Source organism: Janthinobacterium sp. JF4 (assembly GCF_059617925.1).
Genome location: NZ_JCAQAV010000013.1, coordinates 49,276 through 72,991, shown reverse-complemented (window position 1 = coordinate 72,991; position 23,716 = coordinate 49,276). Strand labels below are relative to the sequence as shown.

General features: G+C 60.9%; 26 protein-coding genes. 20 read left to right on the top strand and 6 right to left on the bottom strand.

Annotation, left to right across the window (positions count from 1 at the left end; translation table 11 throughout):
• Window positions 1-15 precede the first annotated feature (15 nt).
• The 9 genes from AC54AF_RS12760 to AC54AF_RS12720 all read left to right on the top strand — a co-directional run bounded on the left by AC54AF_RS12760 (window position 16) and on the right by AC54AF_RS12720 (window position 7,332).
• A complete protein-coding gene (locus AC54AF_RS12760) occupies window positions 16-1,272 on the top strand; it encodes an IscS subfamily cysteine desulfurase (RefSeq protein ID WP_131687199.1) in 1,257 nt (418 codons plus the stop codon).
• Window positions 1,273-1,326: 54 nt separating this feature from the next.
• Window positions 1,327-1,713 (top strand): Fe-S cluster assembly scaffold IscU, encoded by a 387-nt coding sequence (gene iscU / locus AC54AF_RS12755; RefSeq protein ID WP_034750082.1) that lies wholly within the window; start codon window positions 1,327-1,329, stop codon window positions 1,711-1,713.
• Between the two features lie 157 nt (window positions 1,714-1,870).
• Entirely contained in the window at window positions 1,871-2,191 is a 321-nt protein-coding gene (gene iscA, locus AC54AF_RS12750) for an iron-sulfur cluster assembly protein IscA (protein WP_010399774.1), read from the top strand.
• A gap of 66 nt (window positions 2,192-2,257) precedes the next feature.
• Window positions 2,258-2,773, top strand: coding sequence for a Fe-S protein assembly co-chaperone HscB (hscB, locus tag AC54AF_RS12745; protein WP_100873814.1), 516 nt, complete (start codon window positions 2,258-2,260; stop codon window positions 2,771-2,773).
• 108 nt (window positions 2,774-2,881) lie between these two features.
• Window positions 2,882-4,762: a Fe-S protein assembly chaperone HscA gene (gene hscA / locus AC54AF_RS12740; RefSeq protein WP_496636831.1), complete on the top strand. Its 1,881-nt coding sequence runs from the start codon at window positions 2,882-2,884 to the stop codon at window positions 4,760-4,762.
• Between the two features lie 195 nt (window positions 4,763-4,957).
• A complete protein-coding gene (gene fdx, locus AC54AF_RS12735) occupies window positions 4,958-5,299 on the top strand; it encodes an ISC system 2Fe-2S type ferredoxin (protein WP_035820570.1) in 342 nt (113 codons plus the stop codon).
• A 1-nt stretch (window position 5,300) separates the two neighbouring features.
• Window positions 5,301-5,495, top strand: coding sequence for a Fe-S cluster assembly protein IscX (gene iscX / locus AC54AF_RS12730; RefSeq protein ID WP_070288776.1), 195 nt, complete (start codon window positions 5,301-5,303; stop codon window positions 5,493-5,495).
• Window positions 5,482-6,399 (top strand): class I SAM-dependent methyltransferase, encoded by a 918-nt coding sequence (locus tag AC54AF_RS12725; RefSeq protein ID WP_496636830.1) that lies wholly within the window; start codon window positions 5,482-5,484, stop codon window positions 6,397-6,399. Before iscX ends, AC54AF_RS12725 begins: the two co-directional genes overlap by 14 nt.
• A 174-nt stretch (window positions 6,400-6,573) precedes the next feature.
• Window positions 6,574-7,332 carry an rRNA pseudouridine synthase gene (locus AC54AF_RS12720; protein ID WP_496636829.1) on the top strand — a complete coding sequence of 253 codons (759 nt, stop codon included), beginning with the start codon at window positions 6,574-6,576 and terminating at the stop codon, window positions 7,330-7,332.
• On the opposite strand, the gene AC54AF_RS12715 is transcribed toward AC54AF_RS12720, so the two are convergent.
• From AC54AF_RS12715 to AC54AF_RS12695, 5 genes are all read right to left on the bottom strand, one after another.
• Window positions 7,329-7,757, bottom strand: coding sequence for a group III truncated hemoglobin (locus AC54AF_RS12715; RefSeq protein WP_496636828.1), 429 nt, complete (start codon window positions 7,755-7,757; stop codon window positions 7,329-7,331). The genes AC54AF_RS12720 and AC54AF_RS12715 overlap by 4 nt on opposite strands.
• Before the next feature lie 63 nt (window positions 7,758-7,820).
• Window positions 7,821-8,357, bottom strand: a complete 537-nt coding sequence (locus AC54AF_RS12710) for an RDD family protein (RefSeq protein WP_496636827.1) — start codon at window positions 8,355-8,357, stop codon at window positions 7,821-7,823.
• Entirely contained in the window at window positions 8,347-9,102 is a 756-nt protein-coding gene (locus AC54AF_RS12705) for a DUF3106 domain-containing protein (protein WP_496636826.1), read from the bottom strand. The genes AC54AF_RS12710 and AC54AF_RS12705 overlap by 11 nt, the downstream gene beginning before the upstream one ends.
• 2 nt (window positions 9,103-9,104) lie before the next feature.
• On the bottom strand, window positions 9,105-9,509 hold the full coding sequence (locus tag AC54AF_RS12700) for a DUF3619 family protein (protein WP_496636825.1): 405 nt from the start codon (window positions 9,507-9,509) through the stop codon (window positions 9,105-9,107).
• Window positions 9,506-10,075 carry an RNA polymerase sigma factor gene (locus AC54AF_RS12695; RefSeq protein ID WP_034779551.1) on the bottom strand — a complete coding sequence of 190 codons (570 nt, stop codon included), beginning with the start codon at window positions 10,073-10,075 and terminating at the stop codon, window positions 9,506-9,508. The genes AC54AF_RS12700 and AC54AF_RS12695 overlap by 4 nt, the downstream gene beginning before the upstream one ends.
• A 497-nt stretch (window positions 10,076-10,572) precedes the next feature.
• Between AC54AF_RS12695 and AC54AF_RS12690 the strand changes: the two genes are divergently transcribed.
• The 9 genes from AC54AF_RS12690 to AC54AF_RS12650 all read left to right on the top strand — a co-directional run bounded on the left by AC54AF_RS12690 (window position 10,573) and on the right by AC54AF_RS12650 (window position 20,294).
• Window positions 10,573-12,303, top strand: a complete 1,731-nt coding sequence (locus tag AC54AF_RS12690; protein ID WP_071650268.1) for an acetolactate synthase 3 catalytic subunit — start codon at window positions 10,573-10,575, stop codon at window positions 12,301-12,303.
• A 2-nt stretch (window positions 12,304-12,305) separates the two neighbouring features.
• On the top strand, window positions 12,306-12,797 hold the full coding sequence (gene ilvN, locus AC54AF_RS12685) for an acetolactate synthase small subunit (RefSeq protein ID WP_010399754.1): 492 nt from the start codon (window positions 12,306-12,308) through the stop codon (window positions 12,795-12,797).
• Window positions 12,798-12,866: 69 nt separating this feature from the next.
• Window positions 12,867-13,883 carry a ketol-acid reductoisomerase gene (gene ilvC / locus AC54AF_RS12680; RefSeq protein WP_034750044.1) on the top strand — a complete coding sequence of 339 codons (1,017 nt, stop codon included), beginning with the start codon at window positions 12,867-12,869 and terminating at the stop codon, window positions 13,881-13,883.
• 149 nt (window positions 13,884-14,032) lie between these two features.
• A complete protein-coding gene (locus AC54AF_RS12675) occupies window positions 14,033-14,443 on the top strand; it encodes a hypothetical protein (RefSeq protein WP_496636824.1) in 411 nt (136 codons plus the stop codon).
• A gap of 176 nt (window positions 14,444-14,619) precedes the next feature.
• The gene (locus AC54AF_RS12670; protein WP_496636823.1) at window positions 14,620-15,858 is read left to right on the top strand and encodes an MFS transporter; all 1,239 of its coding nucleotides are present in this window, start codon (window positions 14,620-14,622) and stop codon (window positions 15,856-15,858) included.
• Between the two features lie 207 nt (window positions 15,859-16,065).
• Window positions 16,066-16,821: an SIMPL domain-containing protein gene (locus AC54AF_RS12665; RefSeq protein WP_496636822.1), complete on the top strand. Its 756-nt coding sequence runs from the start codon at window positions 16,066-16,068 to the stop codon at window positions 16,819-16,821.
• A gap of 103 nt (window positions 16,822-16,924) precedes the next feature.
• Window positions 16,925-17,692, top strand: coding sequence for an SIMPL domain-containing protein (locus AC54AF_RS12660; protein ID WP_496636821.1), 768 nt, complete (start codon window positions 16,925-16,927; stop codon window positions 17,690-17,692).
• 157 nt (window positions 17,693-17,849) lie between these two features.
• Complete coding sequence (pssA, locus tag AC54AF_RS12655; RefSeq protein WP_131687214.1) at window positions 17,850-18,701, top strand: CDP-diacylglycerol--serine O-phosphatidyltransferase; 852 nt, start codon at window positions 17,850-17,852, stop codon at window positions 18,699-18,701.
• Between the two features lie 48 nt (window positions 18,702-18,749).
• Window positions 18,750-20,294: a 2-isopropylmalate synthase gene (locus AC54AF_RS12650; protein ID WP_131687215.1), complete on the top strand. Its 1,545-nt coding sequence runs from the start codon at window positions 18,750-18,752 to the stop codon at window positions 20,292-20,294.
• An 18-nt stretch (window positions 20,295-20,312) separates the two neighbouring features.
• Here AC54AF_RS12650 and bamE read toward each other — a convergent pair whose 3' ends face one another.
• Entirely contained in the window at window positions 20,313-20,810 is a 498-nt protein-coding gene (bamE, locus tag AC54AF_RS12645) for an outer membrane protein assembly factor BamE domain-containing protein (RefSeq protein WP_496636820.1), read from the bottom strand.
• A 185-nt stretch (window positions 20,811-20,995) separates the two neighbouring features.
• Between bamE and rpsO the strand changes: the two genes are divergently transcribed.
• Window positions 20,996-21,265, top strand: a complete 270-nt coding sequence (gene rpsO, locus AC54AF_RS12640) for a 30S ribosomal protein S15 (RefSeq protein WP_010399743.1) — start codon at window positions 20,996-20,998, stop codon at window positions 21,263-21,265.
• A gap of 232 nt (window positions 21,266-21,497) precedes the next feature.
• Window positions 21,498-23,615 carry a polyribonucleotide nucleotidyltransferase gene (gene pnp / locus AC54AF_RS12635; RefSeq protein WP_131687217.1) on the top strand — a complete coding sequence of 706 codons (2,118 nt, stop codon included), beginning with the start codon at window positions 21,498-21,500 and terminating at the stop codon, window positions 23,613-23,615.
• Window positions 23,616-23,716 lie beyond the last annotated feature (101 nt).

Here is a 23,716-nt window from a genome sequence, read left to right as displayed (position 1 = left end):
GCATTGGAGTTATTGATGAACGCCCCTGAAAAAAACGTAGGCCAAGTGCACTTTGAAACCGCACCGCATTTCCCGATCTACATGGATTACTCGGCCACCACGCCGATCGATCCACGCGTCGCCGACAAGATGATTCCCTACCTGCGCGAGCAGTTCGGCAATCCGGCATCGCGCAGCCACATGTATGGCTGGACGGCGGAAAAAGCCGTGGAAGAGGCACGCGGCTACGTGGCGGCCCTGGTGAACGCCGATCCGCGCGAAATCATCTGGACTTCCGGCGCGACGGAAAGCAACAATCTGGCCATCAAGGGCGCGGCACAGTTCTACAAGACCAAGGGCAAGCACATCATCACCGTCAAGACCGAGCACAAATCCGTGCTCGACACGGTGCGCGAACTGGAACGCGTCGGCTTCGAAGCGACCTATCTGGAGCCGCAGGACAACGGCCTGATCACCGTCGAGCAGCTGGCCGCGGCCGTGCGCCCGGACACCATCCTCGTGTCGGTGATGCTGGTGAACAACGAAATCGGCGTGATCCAGCCGATCGACGAAATCGGCGTGTTCTGCCGCTCGAAAGGCATCATCTTCCATTGCGACGCGGCGCAAGCGACGGGCAAGGTCGTCATCGACCTGCAAAAGACCAAGGTCGACCTGATGACCTTCACGGCACATAAAACCTACGGCCCGAAAGGCGTGGGCGCCCTGTACGTCTGCCGCAAGCCGCGCGTGCGCCTGGAAGCGCAGATGCACGGCGGCGGCCATGAGCGCGGCCTGCGCTCGGGCACCCTGCCGACGCACCAGATCGTCGGCATGGGCGAAAGCTTCCGCATCGCCAAGGAAGAAATGGACAGCGAAATCGGCCGCATCAAGGCCTTGCGCGACCGCCTGGCGAAGGGCTTGCAAGAGATCGAAGAAGTCTACATCAACGGCGACATGGACCACCGCGTGCCGCACAACCTGAACGTCAGCTTCAACTACGTCGAAGGCGAGTCGCTGATCATGGCGATCAAGGATATCGCCGTGTCGTCCGGTTCGGCCTGCACCTCGGCCAGCCTGGAGCCATCGTACGTGCTGCGCGCCCTGGGCCGCAGCGACGAACTGGCGCACAGCTCGATCCGCTTCACCATCGGCCGTTTCTCGACCGAGGAAGACATCGACTTCGCCGTGAACCTGCTGAAATCGAAAGTACACAAATTGCGTGAGCTGTCGCCCCTGTGGGACATGTTCAAGGAAGGGATCGACATCAATTCGATCCAATGGGCGGCACACTAACCATCACGAAGGCTCCGCTCACGGGGCCGGCAAGAATATTAAAGGAGCATCAAAATGGCTTACTCGGACAAAGTACTCGATCACTACGAAAACCCGCGCAACGTGGGCGCTTTCGACAAGGGTGATGAAACCATCGGCACCGGCATGGTAGGCGCGCCTGCCTGCGGCGACGTGATGAAACTGCAGATCAAGGTCGGCGCCGATGGCCTGATCGAAGACGCGAAATTCAAGACGTATGGCTGCGGTTCGGCCATCGCGTCGAGCTCGCTGGTAACGGAGTGGGTCAAGGGCAAGACCCTGGACCAGGCGCTGGCCATCAAGAACACGCAGATCGCCGAAGAACTGGCCCTGCCGCCAGTGAAGATCCACTGCTCGATCCTGGCGGAAGACGCCATCAAGGCGGCAGTGCTGGACTACCAGACCCGCCATCCGGCAGCGTAGAGCGCCTGAGAAAACGCCCATGGCTGCGTTGCATTGCCTTGTCGTACTAGTCGTACTGCCTTCGGCAATGCGCCTTGCCCTGAACGTTTTTCAGGCACTCTAGAATTTGTTGGATTTTGATACCTGTTCCCATGTGGGAACAGGAGCGGAGAAATACATGATCACACTGACCGAAAAAGCGGCGAAACACATCAACCGCTATATCGAACGGCGCGGCAAGGGCATGGGCCTGCGCTTTGGCGTGCGCACCACGGGCTGCTCGGGCCTGGCCTACAAGCTTGAATATGTCGATGAAGTGGCGGCCGAAGACAGCGTCTTTGAGTCGCACGGCGTGAAGGTCTTCGTCGACCCGAAAAGCCTGCCTTACATCGACGGCACGGAACTCGATTTCGCGCGCGAAGGCTTGAACGAAGGCTTCAAGTTCCACAATCCGAACGAAAAAGACGCCTGCGGCTGCGGCGAGTCCTTCAGGATTTAAACAGCTGGCAAGACCCCGGTCGGTGCGCTGTACCCATCGATTGCGGTACAGCGACCACTGACCATTATGCAAAACCACTTCGAATTATTCCAGTTGCCGGCGCAGTTCGGGCTCGACATGAGCGCGCTCGACGCGGCCTACCGCGACGTGCAGGGCAAGGTCCATCCGGACCGCTTCATCAACGCCAGCAGTGCTGAAAAGCGCGTGGCGATGCAATGGGCCACGCGCGCCAATGAAGCCTATCAAACCCTGAAAAGCCCGCAAAAACGCGCGCAATACCTGTGCGAACTCCATGGCGTCGACCTGCAGACGGAGTCGAACACGGCCATGCCCGTCAGCTTCCTGATGCAGCAGATGGAATGGCGCGAGGAGCTGGGCGACGCCCGTGCCGGCAAGGATGCCGATGCGCTCGACGCCCTGGACCGCCAGCTGCGCGGCGAACGCAAGGCGCTGCTGGCCCAGGTGGCGGCCCAGCTGGACGCCGCCGACTATGTGAATGCGGCGCAAAGCGTGCGCGCCCTGATGTTCCTCGACAAATTCGGCGAGGAAGTGCGTTTTGCCTATGAGGCCATCGAGGCTTGACTGGCCAATCGCTTGACCGGCGTGCCAAGCGCCGGTCCGGCCACCGTCTTATAATGCGCACCAGGCATCAGCTGCATCACGCAAAAAATTAATCGAGGCACGAATACAATGGCACTTCTGCAAATTTCCGAACCAGGCATGTCGACCGCGCCGCACCAGCACCGCCTGGCCGTCGGCATCGATCTGGGCACCACCAATTCCCTGGTCGCCACCGTGCGTAACAGCATCCCCGAGGTGCTCAACGACGAAGACGGGCGTTCCCTGCTGCCCTCCGTCGTGCGCTACCTGCCGAACGGCCACGCGAACATCGGCTACAAGGCCCTGTCCGCGCAAACCACCGACCCGAAAAATACCATTGTGTCCGTGAAGCGCTTCATGGGCCGTGGCCTGGCCGACATCGCCTACGCTGAAAACCTGCCGTACGACTTCCAGGACACGCCAGGCATGGTGCAGCTGAAAACCGTCGCCGGCGTGAAAAGCCCGGTCGAAGTGTCGGCGCAAATCCTTGCCACCCTGCGCCAGCGCGCGGAAGATTCGCTCGGCGACGACCTGGTGGGCGCCGTGATCACCGTGCCCGCCTACTTTGACGACGCGCAGCGCCAGGCGACCAAAGATGCGGCGCAGCTGGCCGGTATCAACGTGCTGCGCCTGTTGAGCGAGCCGACGGCCGCCGCCATCGCGTATGGCCTCGACAACGCCTCCGAAGGCGTGTACGCCGTGTATGACCTCGGTGGCGGCACCTTCGACATCTCGATCCTGAAGCTGAGCAAGGGCGTGTTTGAAGTGCTGTCCACGGGCGGCGACTCGGCCCTCGGTGGCGACGATTTCGACCGCCGCCTGTTCTGCTGGATCAGCGAACACGCCAAGCTGGCGCCCCTGTCGGACGAAGACACGGCCATCCTGATGGTGAAAGCGCGCGAGATCAAGGAAACGCTGTCGACCAAGTCGGAAACGATGATCGACGCGGCCCTGAACTCGGGCGAAGAAATCCACCTGCGCATCACGGCAACGGAATTTGCCGCCATGACGCAGCACCTGGTGGGCAAGACCATGAACGCCATCAAGAAAGCCCTGCGCGACGCGAACGTGGATGCGGACGACGTCGACGGCGTGGTGATGGTGGGCGGCGCCACGCGCATGCCGCACGTGCAGCGCGCCGTGAGCGAATTCTTCCACACGACGCCGCACGCGAACATCGACCCGGATAAAGTCGTGGCGCTGGGCGCGGCCATCCAGGCGAACTTGCTGGCTGGCAACCGCGCCGCCGGCGACGACTGGCTGCTGCTGGACGTGATCCCGCTGTCGCTGGGCATCGAGACCATGGGCGGCCTGGTGGAAAAAATCATCCCGCGCAACTCGACGATCCCGTGCGCCCGTGCGCAGGAATTCACGACATTTAAAGATGGCCAGACGGCGCTGGCCGTGCACGTGCTGCAGGGCGAGCGCGAACTGGTGAGCGACTGCCGTTCGCTGGCGCGCTTCGAGCTGCGCGGCATTCCGCCGATGGTGGCGGGCGCCGCGCGCATCCGCATCACGTATCAGGTCGATGCGGACGGCTTGCTGTCGGTGTCGGCGCGCGAGCTGCGCTCGGGCGTGGAAGCGTCGATCAGCGTCAAGCCGGCCTACGGCCTGGGCGACGACGACATTGCCCGCATGCTGCAGGATTCCTACACCTCGGCCGACGTCGACATGGTGGCGCGCGCGCTGCGCGAAGAGCAGGTGGAAGCGGAACGCATCCTGCTGGCCACGCAGTCGGCCCTCGATGAAGACGGCGGCTTGCTCGATGACGCCGAGCGCGTCACCGTGGATGGCTTGATGCACAAGGTGCGCGAGGCGATTGCGCAATCGCAAAGCGGCGCCATCGACCACCAGGCCCTGAAGCTGGCGATCGAGCTGCTCGCCGACGGCACCGAGGATTTCGCCTCGCGCCGCATGGACCGCAGCGTGCGCACGGCCTTGACGGGCAAGTCCCTGGACCAGGTCGTGTGAGGACACCTGACCAAACCTACTGCGCGTCGCGCTTTGCGGCCGGCGATGCTCACCGTACTAGAGTACGGTTGCGCTTCTCGGCCACAAATCACTGCCGCTCGCTACGGTTTTGTCAGGTGCTGTAATAGTGTTGACATGCGCGCCGTGTGCCATTGCTGCGGCAGCGCCCCAAATCATTGAAATTGTAGAGGTAATATGCCCCAAATCGTCATTCTGCCGCACGCCAAGCTTTGCCCGGACGGCGCCGTCATCGAAGCCCCTGCCGGCAAGTCCATCTGTGACATCCTGCTGGAAAACGACATCGACATCGAGCACGCCTGCGAAAAATCGTGCGCCTGCACCACGTGCCACGTGCTGGTGCGCGAAGGCATCGAATCCCTGAACGAAGCGACGGAACTGGAAGAAGACATGCTGGACAAGGCCTGGGGCCTGGAAGCCGTGTCGCGCCTGTCGTGCCAGTCCATCGTGGCCGATGCCGACCTCGTCGTCGAAATCCCGAAATACACGATCAACCAGGTCAGCGAAGGCAGCCACTAACATGAAATGGTCCGACATACACGCGATCGCCGAGGCTTTGTTCGACGCGCATCCGGATATCGATCCCCTGACCGTGCGTTTTACCGACCTGCACAACTGGGTGGTGGAACTGGACGGCTTCGACGATGACCACACGCGCGGCGGCGAAAAAGTGCTCGAAGCGATACAGATGGCGTGGATCGATGAAGCGCGCTAAGGGCGCGGCAGCCGCCGCCACCGCAGTCGCTGCGCCGAAAGACGTCATCACGGCCGCCAGCAACATGCCCGAGATCAAGGATGGCCAGTCGGTCGCCTTGCTGCAGGAATTGCACATCCTGACGCGCGACGGCAAGATGAACCAGGACAGCCGCCGCAAGCTGAAACAGGTATATCACCTGACGCAGTTCATCGAGCCGCTGCTGCGCGAAGTGCAACTCGACCACCCCGGCGTCTCGCTGGTCGACCACGGCGCCGGCAAGTCCTACCTGGGTTTCATCCTGTACGACCTGTTCTTCAAGAACGGCAACGACGGTTCGCACATCTACGGCATCGAGACGCGCGAAGAACTGGTGCAGCGCTCGCAAGAACTGGCGAAGAAATTCAAGTTCCCCGGCATGTCGTTCTTGCCCCTGTCTGTGGCCGAATCGACGGAATCGAACTTGCTGCCGCAGCAGATCGACATCGTCACGGCCTTGCACGCGTGCAACACGGCCACCGATGACGCGATCCATTTCGCCCTGAAGAAGAAGGCGAAATTCATGGTGCTGGTGCCATGCTGCCAGGCCGAAGTGGCTTCCGTCTTGAAGAAGAACAAGGGCAAGAGCCTGGGCAAGAGTGCCTTGACGGAATTGTGGCGCCACCCGCTGCACACGCGCGAGTTCGGCAGCCAGATCACCAACGTGCTGCGCTGTCTGCAGCTGGAAGCGCATGGCTACCAGGTCAGCGTGACGGAGCTGGTGGGCTGGGAGCATTCGATGAAGAATGAACTGATCATCGCCAGTTACAAAAACCTGCCGCGCCAGCGTCCGACGGAACGCCTGCAGGAAGTGCTGCAGACCCTGGGCCTGGAAGAGATGGGCCACCGTTTCTTTGCCGAGGAATTGGCCAAGGCCACGGCCTGATTGTTGGATTACGCGGCAAGCCGCTAATCCAACCTACAAAATCTGTCACGGCCGCGTAGGTCGGATTAGCGCGCAAGCGCGTAATCCGACAACCACTAGCGCACTCAACAAGAGGGGAGGAGCGGGTCGGTTACAATACCGGCTTTCTCCTCCTCTTGCTTTTTGCGCCTCCCCATGACCACACCACACGAAATGCCCACCGTCCGCCTGGCCAAGCGCCTGTCTGAAGACGTACCCTGTTCGCGCCGCGAGGCCGAGCTGTATATCGAGGGCGGCTGGGTCACGGTCGATGGCGTGCTGGTGGAAGAGTCGGGCGCGCGCGTGGCCGACAATCAGGCGGTGGTGCTGTTGCCGAACGCGACCCTCGACGAAATGCCGCCCGTGACGATTCTGCTGCACAAGCCGGCCGGGATCAACGGCGGTGTCGGCGCGGAAGGCAAGCCAGCGTTGAGCTGCCTGCATCCCGAAGAAATTTTCACGCCGGAAAATGTGGCGCCCAGCTCCGTTACGCGCTTCCTCAAGCGTCATCTGATCGGCCTGACCATCACCAATCCGCTCGAGACCATGGCGTCCGGCTTGCTGGTGTTTACCCAGGATTTCCGCGTGGCCCGCAAGCTGGTCGACGAAGCGAAAACGGTGGAGCAGGAATTCATCGTGGAAGTGTCGGGCGCCATTGCCGACAACGGCCTGGCGCTGCTCAATCACGGCTTGCCGTTCAATGGCAAGCCTTTGCCGCCGATCAAGGTCAGCTGGCAGAACGAGACGCGTTTGCGCTTCGCCCTGAAAAACGTGCAGCCGGGCCAGATCGCCCATATGTGCAAGATGGTGGGACTGGACGTCGTCGCCATGAAGCGCTTGCGCATCGGCCGCATCCCGATGGGCGCCATGCCCGTTGGCCAATGGCGCTACCTGCAAGGCTACGAGAGGTTCTAAAGCTGCGGCGCCACGATGGAATGGCTTTCCGCAAAGCTTTTCCATAGCCGTTCGGCAATATTCAAGGCGATGGTATCGGCTTTCTCTTGCAGGGCCGCATTGCCCATGCTTTCGGTCGTGGCGAAGAACAGGGTCAGCCAGCGGCGGAACATGCACGGCGTCAGGTGTTCCATTTGCGCGTGCTGGGCCAGCGGCTTGCCGTGGTAGCGCATGGTGCCGCGCAGCAAGCCTGACCAGAAATCGATCAATGTTGCCAGGTGGGCATCCCAATCCTTGACCTCGGCGGCAAAGATGGGGCCCAGCATGGCGTCGTCGCGCGCGGCCGCATAAAAGGTGTGGACGAGATGCTTGACTTCGTCTTCGCTGCAGACTTCTTCGCGGTACGGAGCGAAGCGTGTGTGGGGGAGGGGGGCGGTATTGTTCATGGCATGCCATGATCGCAGAGCCCCCGTGGCACTTCAATGACCCAGGTCAAGCCGTGCAAAAACTCAGGCGGCGACTTTCTTTGGCTTCTTCGCGGGGGCTGGTAATTGCACGATGTGCGTGCCGACCAGCTTGTCGTGCAGGAATTGCCCATTGCCCGTGAACAGGGCCGTGCTTGACCAGGCCAGGATGCCCACGCCGATGGCGCCCAGTGCCGCCCAGTGCTGCAAATCGAATGCATACGACACCAGCAGGGCTGGCAGCAGCCACATCCATGACAGCACGTAGCGGTACGCGGCCACGCGCAGCGGCACGTGGGCGTGGTCCGCCAGCACCAGTTGCAAGCGCCACGTCTTCATGGCCAGGGTCTGCCCTTCGCGGCTCCATTGATGGATGAAATACGCCCCCATGACGAGGAAGGCCAGGCATTGGCGCATGTGTTCCGTCAACGGCGTATGTGCGCCTTGCACGGCCAGTTCAAACAGCAGGAAGGGCAAGAACAGCACGGCCAGGGCCAGCAGCGACTCGTACACCATGGAAATCAGGCGGCGCTTGATCGTGGGATGGGAAGTGACGCAGGCGGCAGGCGTGCTATTTGGCATTGGTTGGCAGTGGGGCAGGCGTGGTGGGTGGCGTGACAGGCACGGTGGCGGGGGGCGCGGCAGGATCGCTTGCCGGCACGGCCGTCGCTGCGGGAGCGGGCGGCGGGACGGGCGCGGCGGCAGGCGCTGCCGGCGTGGCGGGCGCCATGAGCACGGGCGGCTTGCTCGTGTTGGAATTGATCGCGGGCACTTTCTCCAGCGGTTTTTTCGGCACGAGTTCCGTCGCCAGCTTTTTCTTTTGATCTTCCGGCAATTGCTGGTATTGCTCCCATTGTGCGGTTTTCTGACCCGGATCAATCTTCTTCGTGCGCGTATAGTTTTCGCGCACCAGGCTGCGCTGTGCCGGCGTCAGCTTGACCCATACACGCATGCGTTCATGCACGCGGGTTTGCTCGTTGGGCGACATGGAGGCAAAGCGGCTGGCGATATCGAGCCATTTCTGCTTGCGCAGCGGTTCCAGCTTGTTCCATTCGCCCGCCAGCGGCTGCAGGGCTTCCTGCTGCGCGCGCGACAGCTTGTTCCACGCTGGATTCTCGCCGGTCTTCGGCGTGCCGCCTTTGCCGGCAGTGCGGGGCGAGCCGGGCTTGGCGGCCGGCGCCGGCGCCACCACGGGTGCGGCTGCCACGGGAGGCGCGGCGGGCGCGGCATGTTGCTGCGCGCCTACCCAGGCGGCGCCAGCGAGGGCGCAGGCACCCAGGGCGATGCCGCCAGCCAGCCAGCCTTTGCGTACGCTCGAGCGTGCCATGCTTATTGCTCGCGTTTCGTCAGGTAGGCATTGAAGCCATGGTCCATGTAGGCGGAGAGCGGCAATTCATCCGACAGCACGGCGGCGTCGATTTCTGCCAGTTCGGCGATATGTTGTTCCTGCTCAAACTGATAGATGCCCACCAGGCCGCCGGCCAGCAGCAGCAGGGGGATGATGACGCTCATGCGGCCCAGCCACGACAGCGGTGCGACCAGCAAATGGCTGGCGACGCCGGCGAACACGTTCTGGCGCACGCCAACGGCGCCGGGCGCGTTCGCCTTCTTGCGCGACAGGGCCAGCTTGCGTGCCGCTGCCAGGCGATCGGTGGCCGATGCGGGCAGGTCGTCGAGCTTTTCGTTCAGTGCATGGCGCACTTTATAGGCGAAATTGAGATCGTCGGTGTTCATAATTTAATTCCCTTGGCTTTCAGCGATTCGGCGAGCGTGTGGGTAGCTCTAGAGCAATGTGTTTTCACGCTACCTTCGGAGCAACCCATCGCTTCCGCTGTTTCAGCCACATCCATGTCCTGCCAGTAACGCATGAGGAAGGCTTCGCGTTGACGTGAGGGCAGTTTTTGTACCTCTGCATCAATCAAATCAAGGATCTGCGCGCGTTCGACCTGGTCGGCCGAGGATTCGGCGGCGCTGCTGCCCTGTTCCGATTCATAGGTGTCAAGTATATCAAAATCCTCATGCTCGTCGCCCGAGGGTTTCATGCCGGAAAACAGACTGACCCAGGTGTTGCGCACTTTTTCGCGGCGGAAATAGTCGAGTATGGTGTTTTGCAAGATGCGCTGGAACAGCATCGGCAGTTCGGCGGCCGGCTTGTCGCCGTATTTCTCGGCCAGTTTGATCATGGCATCCTGCACGATGTCGAGTGCCGATTCTTCCTTGCGGACCGCGTAAGCGGCCTGCTTGAAAGCGCGCCGCTCGACATTTTCTAGAAAGTCGGATAATTCTTTGTCTGTTGCCATGCGGTATGGGGCGAGCTAACGGCTGCGTGTGCTGTGGGCGGAAGGGAGGCGGGACTGCTTTTCGTAAACTGAGCGCATGCTAGCAAAAAATGTGCGTTTCCGCAGGGTTTTTGCATATCGGATGAGCAAAAAGGCGGCGGCGCTGACATTTTCCTTGACCATAATGGTGCAACGCGATACCGTATAGGACGCTTTGAACACCCCAAAGCCCTATGGTCAGGTCGCGACCGGCACACAAGGCCATCCGCGGCAAGACGCGCTTTCATTTGTAGGCAGTTTGTTCTAACCCGCGCCACAAGCGCGAGCGGTTCGTACAGGCGCCACAGAAACTCCGGCCAAACGAGTTGCGTTAAGCGTTGTTTTGTAAGGTATCTATGGGTGCCCAAAGAAATTGCGTGACCGCATGAAAAGGGAAGCAGGAGCACTGTTGCGTTAGGCGTACCTCGTCAGGAAAGAACATCCGATCAATCTCCAATGGACCTTGAAAGGAATGTTTCATGAATACCGAAGCAGCAGCAGGACCAATTACTGGCGCAGAAATTGTCGTGCGCTGTCTGGCTGAAGAGGGCGTCGAGCACGTCTTTGGATACCCGGGCGGAGCCGTACTCTACATCTACGACGCCATCTTCCAGCAAAACAAATTCCAGCATATCCTGGTACGCCACGAGCAGGCCGCGATCCACGCCGCCGATGCCTATTCGCGCAGCTCGAACAAGGTCGGTGTCGCCATCGTCACGTCCGGTCCGGGCGTCACGAATGCCGTCACGGGCCTGTCAACCGCGTACATGGACTCGATTCCCATGGTGGTGATCTCCGGCCAGGTGCCGAGCCACGCCATTGGGCAGGATGCGTTCCAGGAATGCGACACGGTCGGCATCACGCGTCCCGTGGTCAAGCACAACTTCCTCGTCAAGGACGTCAAGGACCTGGCAGCGACGATCAAGAAAGCCTTCTTCATCGCCCGTACCGGCCGTCCAGGACCCGTGCTGGTCGATATCCCCAAGGATATCAGCATGCACAAATGCCATTTCGACTATCCGAAGGAAGTCGAGATGCGTTCCTACCGTCCCGTCGACAAGGGCCACTCGGGCCAGATCCGCAAGGCCGTGCAGCTGCTGCTGCAAGCCGAACGTCCGATGATCTACACGGGCGGCGGCGTGATCCTGGCAAATGCCTCGGCAGAGCTGAACAAGCTGGTCGACCGCCTGGGTTTCCCGTGCACCAACACCTTGATGGGCCTGGGCGGCTACCGCGCATCGAGCGAGCAGTATGTCGGCATGCCCGGCATGCATGGCACCTATGAAGCGAACATGGCGATGCAGAACTGCGACGTGCTGATCGCCATCGGCGCCCGTTTCGATGACCGCGTGATCGGCAACCCGAAACATTTCGCCTCGCATCCGCGCAAGATCATCCACGTGGACATCGATCCCTCGTCGATTTCCAAGCGCGTCAAGGTCGATATTCCCATCGTCGGCAACGTCAAGGACGTGCTGATCGAGTTCCTCGCGCAACTGGACGCGGCCGAAGCCAAGCCGAACGTCAATGCATTGAGCAACTGGTGGAAGCAGATCGCCGAATGGCGTGGCCGCGAATGCCTGAAATATCCGACCTCCGACCTGGTCATCAAGCCGCAATCGGTGGTGGAAAAGGTGTTCCAGATCACCAAGGGCGACGCCTTCATCACGTCCGACGTGGGCCAGCACCAGATGTGGGCCGCACAATATTATGGCTTCGACAAGCCGCGCCGCTGGATCAATTCCGGCGGCCTGGGCACCATGGGTGTCGGCTTGCCATACGCCATGGGCGTGCAGATGGCCAATCCGGACGCTACCGTTGCCTGCATCACGGGCGAAGGCTCGATCCAGATGTGCATCCAGGAACTGGCCACGTGCAAGCAGTATCACCTGACGCCGAAGATCATCATGCTCAACAACCGTTTCCTCGGCATGGTGCGCCAGTGGCAGGAAATCGATTACGGCTCGCGCTATTCCGAGTCGTACATGGATTCGCTGCCCGACTTCGAAAGGCTGGCTGAAGCGTATGGCCACGTGGGCATGAAAATTGAAAAACCGGGCGACGTCGACGGCGCCTTGAAAGAGGCGTTTGGCATGAAAGACAGGCTGGTATTCATGAATTTCATTACCGACCAGTCTGAAAACGTGTGGCCCATGGTGAAAGCCGGCAAAGGCCTGTCCGAAATGATGCTCGGCTCGGAGGACCTCTGATCATGCGCCATATTATTTCTGTCTTGCTGGAAAACGAAGCGGGCGCCCTGTCGCGCGTGGTGGGCCTGTTCTCGGCACGCGGCTACAACATCGAAACATTGACGGTGGCGCCGACGGAAGACTCGACCCTGTCGCGCATGACCATCGTCACCAGCGGCTCGGACGATATTATCGAGCAGATCACCAAGCACTTGAACCGTCTCATCGAAGTGGTGAAGGTGGTGGACCTGACCGAAGGCCAGCATATCGAACGCGAGTTGATGCTGATCAAGGTTCGTGCCGTGGGCAAGGAGCGCGAGGAAATGAAGCGCACCGCCGATATCTTCCGCGGCCGCATCATCGATGTCACCGAAAAGACGTACACGATCGAACTGACCGGCAACAAGGTCAAGCTTGACGCGTTCATCGATTCGATCGACCGCGCCGCCATCCTGGAAACCGTCCGCACGGGTGGTTCCGGCATCGGCCGCGGCGAACGCATCCTCAAAGTATAAAAAGCAGCACTACGCGGCCCAGGGGCCGCATTTAAAACAACAACGCATCATCAAATTATAGGAAATACCATGAAAGTTTTTTACGACAAAGACGCTGACCTCTCCTTGATCAAAGGCAAAAACGTTGCCATCATCGGCTACGGTTCGCAAGGCCACGCGCACGCACAAAACTTGAACGACTCGGGCGTCAACGTCACCGTCGGCCTGCGCAAGGGCGGCGCTTCGTGGACCAAGGTCGAGCAAGCGGGCCTGAAAGTGGCGGAAGTCAACGACGCCGTGAAAGCGGCCGACGTCATCATGATCTTGCTGCCAGATGAAAACATCGCCCAGGTCTACAACGAAAACATCGCCCCGTTCGCCAAGCAGGGCGCCGTACTGGCCTTCGCCCACGGCTTCAACGTGCATTACGGTCAAGTCGTGCCACGCGCCGACCTGGACGTGATCATGGTCGCGCCGAAAGCCCCGGGCCACACCGTGCGCGCCACCTACACCCAGGGCGGCGGCGTGCCCCACCTGATCGCCGTGTACCAGGACAAATCGGGCATCGCCCGCGATATCGCCCTGTCGTACGCCTCGGCCAACGGCGGCGGCCGTGCCGGCATCATCGAAACGAACTTCCGCGAAGAAACTGAAACGGACTTGTTCGGTGAACAAGCCGTGCTGTGCGGCGGCGCCGTGGAACTGATCAAGGCCGGTTTCGAAACCCTGACGGAAGCGGGCTACGCGCCTGAAATGGCGTATTTCGAGTGCTTGCACGAACTGAAACTGATCGTCGACCTGATCTATGAAGGCGGCATCGCCAACATGAACTACTCGATCTCGAACAACGCCGAATACGGCGAATACGTGACCGGTCCTAAAGTCGTGACGTCGGCCACCAAGGATGCGATGCGTCAATGCCTGAAAGACATTCAAACGGGCGAATACGCGAAGAGCTTCATCCTGGAAAACAAGGCAGGCGCACCGACCCTGATCTCGCGCCGCCGTTTGACGTCCGAGCACCAGATCGAAGAAGTGGGCGCGAAACTGCGCGCCATGATGCCTTGGATCGCCAAGAACAAGATGGTCGACCAGTCGAAAAACTAAGCAATCATAGTTCTTCACAAGAAGCCGGCGCAAGCCGGCTTTTTTGTGCGCAACTGCCTGGCAGGCAACATCCGTTACAATCAGGCCCATTCAACAATACCGTCAGCCTCATGCTTGTTTTTTCTAAAGTTTTTGTCGGCAATCTTCATGTGCTCAAGCGCCCCGTCTCCGTTGCCATCAGCTGCTGGTTTCTGGTCCTCGGTTCGCTGTTGGCGCTGGTGTCGGCTTACCTCGGCCGCAACGATCCCGCCATGCTGGCCGGAATGGGGGGCGGCGTGATTCCCGCCGAGGCGCAATACGCGATTTTGCTCTTCAGCCAGGGCGTTACCCTGGTGGCAGCGCTGGCCATGCTGCAAAGGCAGCGTGGCGCGCGCACGGTGTATCTGGTGTGGGGTGTGATCGACATTGCGCTCTGCCTGGCGACCTTGCCGGTCAAGATGAACGTCTTGCCTGGCGCGCTCATGTTCGCCGTCATCTGCGCCTTCCTGTACAGTCCGAAATCGAATGCCTGGTTTTCGCCACGCAAGGCGGCCAATGATGCCTGCATGACGCCAGCTTGAGCACGGCTGATTTTGCGCGCACGCTTTTCGCCCGCCTCCTATATAATCCCGCCCTTCCTTTGCAGTTTTCCATGGACTGCATCTGTTTCGGTATCTGCCGACCGCAACGCGCATCACCGCTTTTGTAGCACGCCAGGCGCTAATTGATCAGCCGCTTGGCAACCTGAAGGACCCCTATGACCGACCGCATCACCGCCACAGTACCCATGCCGGGCACTGCTGAATCTTCCATTTCCGAACGGCTTCCCGTCCTGGCCTTGCTGGCCCTGGCCATGACGGCGTTTCTCGCCCTCCTGTCCGAAACCTTGCCGGCCGGCTTGCTGCCGCAGATTGCCAAGGACCTCAATATTTCCGAAGTCATGACGGGGCAACTGGTGACCGTCTACGCCATCGGTTCCATCCTGACGGCCATTCCCCTGACGGCGCTCACCAGCACCTGGCGCCGGCGCAATGTCTTGCTGCTGGCCATCATCGGCTTCTTGATCTTCAATACGGCGACGGCCCTGGCGCCCAACTACATCGTCGCCCTGATCGCGCGCTTCGTGACGGGCATGGCCGCTGGCCTGGCCTGGGGCTTGATGGCCGGCTACGCGCGCCGCATGGTGAGCGTCGAGCAGCAGGGCAGGGCGATGGCCATTGCCATGATCGGCACGCCGCTGGCCCTGTCGCTGGGCGTGCCGCTGGGCACCCTGATGGGGGGCGTGCTGGGCTGGCGCAGCATCTTCGGCATCATGTCGGGCCTGGCCGTGGTGCTGGTCGCGTGGGTGTTGCTGCTCGTGCCCGATTATCCGGGGCAAAAGAATGGCGAACGGCTGTCCATCCGCGCAGTGTTCATGACGCCGGGCGTGCGGCCGATCTTGGCCGTCATCGTTGCCTGGATGCTGGCGCATAACATTCTGTATACCTACATCGCGCCGTTCCTGGCGCCGTCCGGCTTGCGCCCCCGCGTCGACCTGGTGCTGCTCGTGTATGGCGTCGGTTCGCTGGCCGGTATCTGGCTGGTCAGCCAGCTGATCGACCGCTGGCTGCGCCCGCTCGTGCTGGGCTGCATCGCCGCCTTTGCCCTCGCGGTGGTGGTGCTGGGGCTGGCGATGGACTCCCCCATCGTCATCTATGTCAGCATGGCCATCTGGGGCATCACCTTTGGCGGCGCCGGCACCTTGCTGCAGACGGCGTCGGCGGACGCGGCCGGCGACGGCATGGATGTGGCGCAGGCGATGGTGGCGACCATCTGGAACGTGGCCATCGCGGGCGGCGGCCTGGCGGGCGGCATGCTGCTCGATGGCTATGGCGCGGCGTCGTTCCCATGGGCCATGCTGGCCTTGCTGCTGGTGGCATTGACTATCGCCTGGCGCGCGCACCGGCACAGCTTCAAGCCGGGCCGGCGCAGCGGCGGCGCGGTGCTGGGTCACTAAAAACACTGTTATTTTGTGTAGCGGTGTGTTGAAATGTGAGCAGATGTGACTGGCAAGCGCATTTTGTGACGATTTGTTAATTTGCGCCACAGGAATGAATGAGGCGTTAGAATCTACACAGTTTGACAAGTTTCTCAGGCGAAAGGGATGGCAAAAGCGTCCCTTTCGCGGGCTGTCAGCCATATTAACTAGCTAGGAGTACCCCCCATGACCGTGATGAAATCCGTCCTTGTTGCCGCCGCAGCCACTATTGCCCTGAGCGCACAAGCGCAAACCTTGCCAACCTCCGGCACCCTGGTGGTCGTACCCGCATTTGGCGAAGTCAAGCATGTCAATGACCAGGTGGTCGCTACCCTGGCTGTCGAAGAACAGGACAAGGACAAGGCCGCCGCCGCGTCGCGAGTCAATCAGAAGATGAACAAGGGCATCGCCATCGTCAAGCAGGCCGACCCATCGGCAGCGCTGAAATCGTACGGCTACTACACCTATCCCGTGTATCCGGAAGAGCGCCCATTGCCGGCCGGCGCCGTGGCCAAGCCACGTTTGCCAACGGCCTGGAGAGTCGGCCAGTACCTGGAAGTGACGACGGCCAACCTGGCGTCCTTGCCAAAAACCGTGTCGGCGGCGCAAGGCGTGCTGACCCTGAATGGTCTGAATTTCGGCCTGAAGCCTGAAACCATCCGCCTACTCGATGACCAGCGCATCGCCGCCACGTATAAGAACCTGAACGAGCGCGTGGCCGCCATCGCCAAGGCCATGGGCCGCAACGTGTCCGATGCCGTGCTCGATACGGTGGACTTCGAAGGTTCGGGCAACTACGCCACGGAAAGCCGTCCTGCCGCCGCGCCGATGATGATGCGCAGCGCCAAGATGGCCGAAGACAGCACCGTCGCCGAACCGAGCTTCGAGCCGGGCGAAACGACGCTCGACATGCGTGTCGTCGGCAAGGTCAAGTTTAAGTAATATTATCAAAGCGAAAATATTTTCGCGTTAGCATGTTTGTAAAAAATCATGGGGCTGTTGGCCCCATGCTTGTTTTTGCCCCATTATTTTCCAGGAGAACACCATGACCGTCATGAAAACCATGCTGGCCGCCGCTGTCGTTACCACCGCCGCTACCGTTGCCCTGTCCGCCCAGGCGCAAAGCCTGCCCACCTACGGCACCCTCGTGGTAGTGCCCGCGAATGGCGAGGTGGTGCATGCGAACGACCAGGTGACCGTTACCCTGGCCATCGAAGAGCAGGACAAGGACAAGGCCGCCGCCGCCTCGCGCGTCAACCAGAAGATGAACCAGGGCGCGGCCATGGTCAAGAAAGCCGATCCGCAAGCCGTGCTGAAGACCCAGGGCTACTACACGTATGCCGTGTACCCGGAAACGTCGCCCCTGCCGCCAGGCGCCGCCGCCAAGCCTAGAGTGCCGACCGGCTGGCGCGTGGGCCAGTATCTGCAGGTAACGACGACCAACCTGGCTGCCTTGCCGAAAACCGTTTCCGCAGCGCAAGGTGTGCTGACCTTGAACCGCCTGAACTTCGGCCTGGCGCCCGCCACCATCCGCAAGCTCGATGACCAGCGCATCGCCGCTGCGTACAAGAACCTCAACGAGCGCGTGGCCGCCATCGCTGGCGCCATGGGCCGCAATGTCAATGACGCCGTGATCGACACCATCGATTTCGAAGGTTCGGGCAACTACGCGCAGCGCGCTAGCGTGGCCGGTGCGCGCGCCATGAGCGCCGACGCCATGGGCTATGGCGGCAACCAGGTGGCCGAGCCGAGTTTTGAGGCGGGCGAAACGACCCTGAACATGGGCCTGGTGGCGAAGATCCGCTTCAAATAAAGCTTGAATCGGTGTCAATATTGCCAGCTTGACGCCGCCGCGCTTTTCTTTGGCGGCAGCTCCTCTATAATGGCAAGATCGGCAGGCGCATGCCGCAAGACGAATGCGCCTGCCATCTGGCACCGAATCCCCCGCAGTACACAAGATATGGAACAACATGGCAAACTTCCCCCGTCGTAGAGGCAAGAACGGCACCCCCGCAGTATCCAAAGCGTCCCGCTTCAGCAAATTCGTGCGCCAGCCGGTGACCGATGGCACTGGCAAGAAAACCTTGCGCCGCCGCGGCATCTATCTGTTGCCGAACGCCTTCACGACGGCAGCCCTGTTTTGCGGTTTCTACGCCATCGTCATGGCCATGAACCAGAAATTCGAACATGCAGCCTGGGCCATCTTCATCGCCATGATCCTCGACGGCCTCGATGGCCGCATCGCCCGCCTGACGAATACGCAGAGCGAATTCGGCGCCCAGTACGACAGCCTGTCCGACATGGTGTCGTTTGGCGCCGCGCCGGCGCTGGTGATCTATGAATGGTCGCTGCGCGGCATGGGCAAGCTGGGCTGGCTGGCAGCCTTCGTGTATTGCGCCGGCGCCGCCTTGCGCCTGGCCCGTTTCAACACGAATATCCAGGTCGTCGACAAGCGCTTCTTCCAGGGCTTGCCCAGCCCGGCGGCGGCGGCCATGGTGGCCGGCTTCATCTTGCTGATGAATGACCTGGAGTTTGCCGGCAACCAGCTGGCCTGGGTATCGTGGACGATCGCCCTGTTCGCCGGCCTGACCATGGTCACCAACGTGCCGTTCTACAGTTTCAAGGACGTGAATTTCCGCAAGTCCGTGCCCTTCATCGTGGTATTCCTGCTGGCATTGTTCTTCGCGCTCATATCCATCGACCCGCCGAAAGTGCTGTTCCCGATTTTCGTCGCCTATGGCCTGTCCGGCTACGCCGTGTTTTTCTGGCGCATGGCGAAGGGCAAGCCCGTCAGCATCATCCAGACCGACCCCGAGCATTGATGCGCCGAGTCGGTCGCATCGCCAGTCTTCAGCCAGCCAGGAGCAGCCATGAACACCAGCAACCGACTCATCATTTTTGACACCACCTTGCGCGACGGCGAGCAATCGCCGGGCGCTTCCATGACGCGCGAGGAAAAGCTGCGCATCGCCAAGCAGCTCGAGCGCATGAAGGTCGACGTGATCGAGGCCGGCTTCGCCGCCGCCTCGCAGGGCGACTTCGAGTCGATACGGGCGATTGCCGGCGCCGTGCGCGAGTCCACCATCTGTTCGCTGTCGCGCGCCAACGACCGCGACATCGCCCGCGCCGCCGAAGCCCTGCAGCCGGCCGAGCGCAAGCGCATCCACACTTTCATTGCCACCTCGCCCCTGCACATGCAGATGAAGCTGCGCATGACGCCCGAGCAAGTGCTGACCCAGGCGCAAAACGCCGTGCGCTACGCGCGCCAGTTTACGGACGATATCGAATTCAGCCCCGAAGACGGCAGCCGCTCCGACGAGGATTTTCTTTGCCGCGTGCTGGAGGCGGTGATTGCCGAGGGCGCCACCACCATCAATTTCCCCGATACGGTCGGCTACGCCGTGCCCGAAATCTTCGGCAATACCATCCGCCGCTTGCGCGAACGCATACCGAACTCCGATAAAGCCATCTGGTCTGTCCATTGTCATAACGACCTGGGCCTGGCTGTGGCCAATTCGCTGGCCGGCGTCATGATCGGCGGCGCGCGGCAGATCGAGTGTACCGTCAATGGCCTCGGCGAGCGGGCCGGCAACACGGCGCTGGAAGAAGTGGTAATGGCGCTGCGCACGCGCGCCGCCTATTACAACTTGACGGTGGGCATCGACACGACGCAGATCGTGGCGGCGTCCAAGATGGTGTCGCAGATCACGGGCTTTGCCGTGCAGCCGAACAAGGCCGTCGTCGGCGCGAACGCCTTTGCGCACGCCTCCGGCATCCACCAGGACGGCATCTTGAAGGCGCGCGAGACATATGAAATCATGCGCGCCGAAGACGTGGGCTGGACGGCCAACAAGATCGTCCTGGGCAAGCTGTCGGGCCGCAATGCCTTCAAGCAGCGCTTGCACGAGCTGGGCATCGCGCTGGAGTCGGAAGCGGAAATCAACGCCGCTTTCCTGCGTTTCAAGGAGCTGGCGGACCGGAAATCCGAGATTTTCGACGAAGACATCATGGCCCTCGTCAGCGAGGAGCAGCAGGCGCAGGAGAGTGAGCACTACCGCTTTATTTCGCTGACGCAGCAGTCGACAACGGGCGCCGTGCCGCATGCGCGCGTGGAATTCCTCGTCGGCGGCAAGCAACTGAGCTGCGAAGGGCAGGGCGACGGCCCAGTCGACGCCACTGTCAACGCCATCGAAAGCGCGGCCGCCAGCGGCGCGGAGCTGGTCTTGTTCTCCGTCAACGCCATCAGCACGGGCACGCAGTCGCAGGGCGAAGTGACGATGCGCCTGTCGCGCGACGGGCGCATCGTCAACGGCGTGGGCGCCGACCCGGACATCATCGTCGCGTCGGCCAAGGCGTATTTGTCGGCGCTCAACAAATTGCACGCCAAGGATGAGCGCATCGACCCGCAACCGTAAAAGGGCGCTAGTAATCTGTCACCAGAAAAAGCGCCGCTCTTCCTTGGCCGGATCGGGGCCGTTCATCATCATGCGCACGATGCCGTCGTGGTCGAAGTGCACGTGCATCATGGAATCCCACACGCCCGATTCCTTGTAGCGGTAGGACCAGACATGCAGTTTCGGCAGCGACAGGTACGAGGTTTCCGTCGGGCGGCCCAGCAGGTGCAGCACGTCCTGCTGGGTCGACACGCCCACCTTGACCCGGGCAAAGCCCGGCGTGTCGAGTACTTGCTCATAGGAAATTAACTTGTCGTCGGGGCCGAAGCGGGCCATATACGTGTACTGGCCGTAGGGGCCCGTGGCGTACTCCAGTTCCAGCCCCGTGGGCAATGGATAGATATTCGTCGGCCGGCCCAGGCGCGCTTCCACGGCGGTCCGCGGTTCGCCCGGCTGGGGCGGCGGGATGTTCCAGCTGGCGCAGCCGGTCAGCACGGCAAACAGCAGTGGCGTTGCTAAATTGAGCAGTTTTTTCATGTCTGACCTCCTGAAATGCAGGAAAATCCTATCATGCGCCGAGAAAAGCCCGCACGACAGGATACAGGCGGGCTTTTTTCCGATATACTTGCGCGTCTGGTTGGCAGCATAGGCCAGTATTTCAATCATCGTAGTTCACGGTGGATAGGGTTCAGACTCTGTGCACCGCATGTGAAAGGTTTATCATGACAGTAGAAAACATCAACAAAGCCGCTATCATCGCGGACAACGCACGTGGTCAAAACGACACCGGCTCCCCTGAAGTGCAAGTTGCACTGCTGACAGCTCGCATCAACGAACTGAACGGCCACTTCAAAGCCCACTCGAAAGATCACCACTCCCGCCGCGGCCTGATCATGATGGTCAACCGTCGTAAGAGCCTGTTGTCCTACCTGAAGGCTAAAGACGCTACCCGTTATCGCGACCTGATCGCTAAACTTGGTCTGCGCAAGTAATTTTTGCCGTACAAGGTTTATACAGAAATGCCTGCGCCAGTTCGCTGACGCGGGCATTTTGTCATTTGAATTCCGGATTTTTGTCGGTAAGTGCAGTATTCTCTACCGATATCATGTTTTAAAAGTAAAGTAGCAAAGGTGGCAACAAGTAAAGGCAGCATTTTTACGCCGCCTGTGGTGAGGTGAACGACAGCCCCTGAAAATCTGTCGGCAATTAGAAAAGGGATACCCCATGTTTAACAAAGTTACGAAAACCTTCCAGTACGGTCAACACCAAGTGACCCTGGAAACCGGCGAAATCGCGCGTCAGGCATCCGGCGCAGTGCTGGTGTCGATCGAAGATACCGTCGTTCTGGCAACGGTGGTGGCACGCAAAGATGCCAAGCCAGGCCAGGATTTCTTCCCTTTGACGGTTGATTATGTCGAGAAAACCTATGCTGCCGGTAAAATCCCGGGCGGTTTTTTCAAGCGCGAAGGCCGTCCTTCCGAAAAAGAAACACTGACATCCCGTCTGATCGACCGTCCTATCCGTCCGCTGTTCCCGGAAGGCTACCTGAATGAAGTGCAAGTCATCATTCACGTGCTGTCGGTCAACCCTGAAATCGATCCGGACATCGCCGCCATGATCGGCGCATCGGCTGCCCTGTGCGTCTCGGGCGTGCCTTTCAACGGTCCTATCGGCGCCGCGCGCGTCGGTTACGCCAACGGCCAGTACATCCTGAACCCGACCGTCCAGCAACTGAAAACGTCGGAAATGGACCTGGTGGTCGCCGGCACCGAAACGGCCGTGCTGATGGTCGAATCGGAAGCGAAACAGCTGTCCGAAGAAATCATGCTGGGCGCCGTGGTCTTCGGCCACGACCAGATGAAAGTCGTCATCGACGCGATTCACGACCTGGTGCGCGACGGCGGCAAGCCGGAAGTGGAATGGGCGCCTGCGCCGAAAAACGAAGCACTGATCGCCCGCGTCGCGCATTTCGCCAACGCCAAGATCAATGACGCGTATCAAACCAAGGATAAGCAAGAGCGTACGGCCAAGCTGAAAGCGGCGACGTCGGAAGTGATCGCCGACCTGACGGCCGAAGCGGCTGCCGCCGGCGGCGCAGCGATCGACAGCGCCGAAGTGAACAACATCCTGTTCGACATCGAAGCGAAAATCGTGCGGTCGCAAATCCTGGACGGCGAGCCACGCATCGACGGCCGCGATACGCGCACCGTGCGTCCGATCTCGATCCGCACCAGCGTGCTGCCACGCACCCACGGTTCGGCCCTGTTCACGCGCGGCGAAACGCAGGCGCTGGTCGTCGCCACCCTGGGCACCGCCCGCGACAGCCAGAAGATCGATGCGCTGATGGGCGAGTTCACCGATTCGTTCATGCTGCACTACAACATGCCTCCGTTCGCCACCGGTGAAACGGGCCGTGTCGGTACGCCGAAACGCCGCGAAATCGGTCACGGCCGCCTGGCCAAGCGCGCGCTGATCGCCGCCCTGCCAGCAGCTGAAGAGTTCAGCTACTCGGTGCGCCTGGTCTCGGAAATCACGGAATCGAACGGTTCCTCGTCGATGGCCTCCGTGTGCGGCGGCTGCCTGGCACTGATGGACGCCGGCGTGCCGATGAAAGAACACGTGGCCGGTATCGCAATGGGCCTGATCAAGGAAGGCGGCAAGTTTGCCGTGCTGTCCGACATCCTGGGCGACGAAGATCACCTGGGCGACATGGACTTCAAGGTAGCCGGTACCCGCAACGGTATCACGGCGCTGCAGATGGACATCAAGATCATGGGCATCACCAAGGAAATCATGCAAGTGGCACTGGCGCAAGCCAAGGAAGGCCGCGAGCACATCCTGGGCGAAATGCAAAAAGCCATGCCGCACGTCAAAACCGAACTGTCCGATTTCGCACCGCGTCTGATCACCATCAAGATCAATCCGGAAAAAATCCGTGACGTGATCGGCAAGGGCGGCGCCGTGATTCGCGCGCTGACCGAAGAGACGGGCACCCAGATCGACATCAGCGACGAAGGCGTGGTCACCATCGCTTCCGTCGACGCTGCCGCCGGCCAGGAAGCCAAGCGCCGCATCGAAGAACTGACGGCCTCCGTCGAAGTGGGCAAGACCTACGAAGGCACCGTGCTGAAACTGCTGGACTTCGGCGCCATCGTGCAAGTCATGCCAGGCAAGGACGGCTTGCTGCACATCAGCCAGATCGCCAACGAGCGCGTCAACGCCGTGGCCGATTACCTGAAAGAAGGCCAGCTGGTGCGCGTCAAAGTGCTGGAAACGGACGACCGCGGTCGCTTGAAGCTGTCGATGAAAGCTGCCGAAGGCAACGAAGCGCCAGCCGCTTAAGTTGTTGGCTTGAATGCGGCTTGGTCCGCATGCTGAAAAACCGCCAGCGCGCAAGCCCTGGCGGTTTTTTTACGTCTCGTTTGCGCTGTATCGAAGGTGTG